The sequence below is a fragment of the Pseudoroseomonas cervicalis ATCC 49957 genome, assembly GCF_000164635.1.
Lineage (GTDB): Bacteria > Pseudomonadota > Alphaproteobacteria > Acetobacterales > Acetobacteraceae > Pseudoroseomonas > Pseudoroseomonas cervicalis.
Genome location: NZ_GG771068.1, coordinates 1 through 1001 on the forward strand (window position 1 = coordinate 1; position 1001 = coordinate 1001).

The window sequence follows — 1001 nt, forward strand, 5'->3', positions numbered from 1 at the left end:
GGCGCGCGGCGCGGTCCAGCACCCGGCCGGCCAGCAGCAGCGCCAGCAGCGCGGTCGCGCCATCGAACCAGGTGTAGGGGCCGTTGCGCAGCGTCTCCGACAGCGACATCAGCGTGCTGGCGATGATGCCGAGCGAGACGGCGAGGTCCATGTTGGGCCGCCCGGCGCGCAGCCCGTTCCAGGCCGAGCGGTAGAAGGGCATGCCCGCCACCAGCACCACCGGCAGGCCGATCAGCGCCGCCAGCCAGTGCATCAGGTGGCGCGTCTGCTCGCCCATGTCGCCGCCGGCCCAGACCGCGACCGAGACCAGCATGACATTCATCATGCCGAAGGCGGCGATGCCGAGCGCGCGCACCAAAGCGCGGCCTTCCGCATCCTCGGTGGCGCGCAGGCAGGCGGGCGACCAGGGGGCGGCGCGGAAGCCGAGCCGCGCCAGCAGCGCGACCAGGTCGTTGGCGCGCGACGCCGCGCCGCGCCAGGTGACGGAAAGCCGCCGGGCGGAGAGGCTGGCGCGCGCCCGCAGCACGTCCGGCTCGGCGGCCAGCGCCTGCTCCACCAGCCAGATGCAGGCGCCGCAGGAGAGGCCGGAGACCATCAGCTCCAGCGTCCTGGTGCCGCCCTTGCCCTCGCTGGCGAGCACGGAGAAATCGGTCTCCGGCATCGCCTCGGGCGGGCGCAGCGTGCCGGAGGCGGTGTCCTGCCGGCGGTAGAAGGCGTCGAGGCCGAGGCCCGAGACCAGCGCATGCGCCCCCTCGCAGCCGGCGCAGCAGAAGCGGCCGGCGCCCTCCGGCAGCGGGGCGCCGCAATGGGCGCAGGCGCCGCGGCTGGCGGCCTTCCGGTCCGGGGCGATGGGGGCGAGCTGGTTCACCGCACCACGATCCTCTCGCGGATGTCGAATTCCTGGCCGCCGGGGCCGGTCAGCACCAGCCGCGCCTCCCACTGGCCGGCGCGCGGCAGGTCGAGGGCCGCGCGGTAGCGGCCCGGCGCCTCCGCGACCAGGG

At 75.8% G+C, this 1001-nt stretch carries 2 protein-coding genes; both read right to left on the minus strand.

All coding sequences use genetic code 11. From position 1 onward, the window contains the following. Positions 1–868 (minus strand): heavy metal translocating P-type ATPase metal-binding domain-containing protein (locus tag HMPREF0731_RS21755; RefSeq protein ID WP_007006411.1); only part of this gene is annotated, 868 nt, incomplete at its 3' end. Beyond that, a complete protein-coding gene (locus HMPREF0731_RS26530) occupies positions 865–999 on the minus strand; it encodes a FixH family protein (RefSeq protein WP_408734766.1) in 135 nt (44 codons plus the stop codon). The genes HMPREF0731_RS26530 and HMPREF0731_RS21755, both read right to left, overlap by 4 nt. Positions 1000–1001 lie beyond the last annotated feature (2 nt).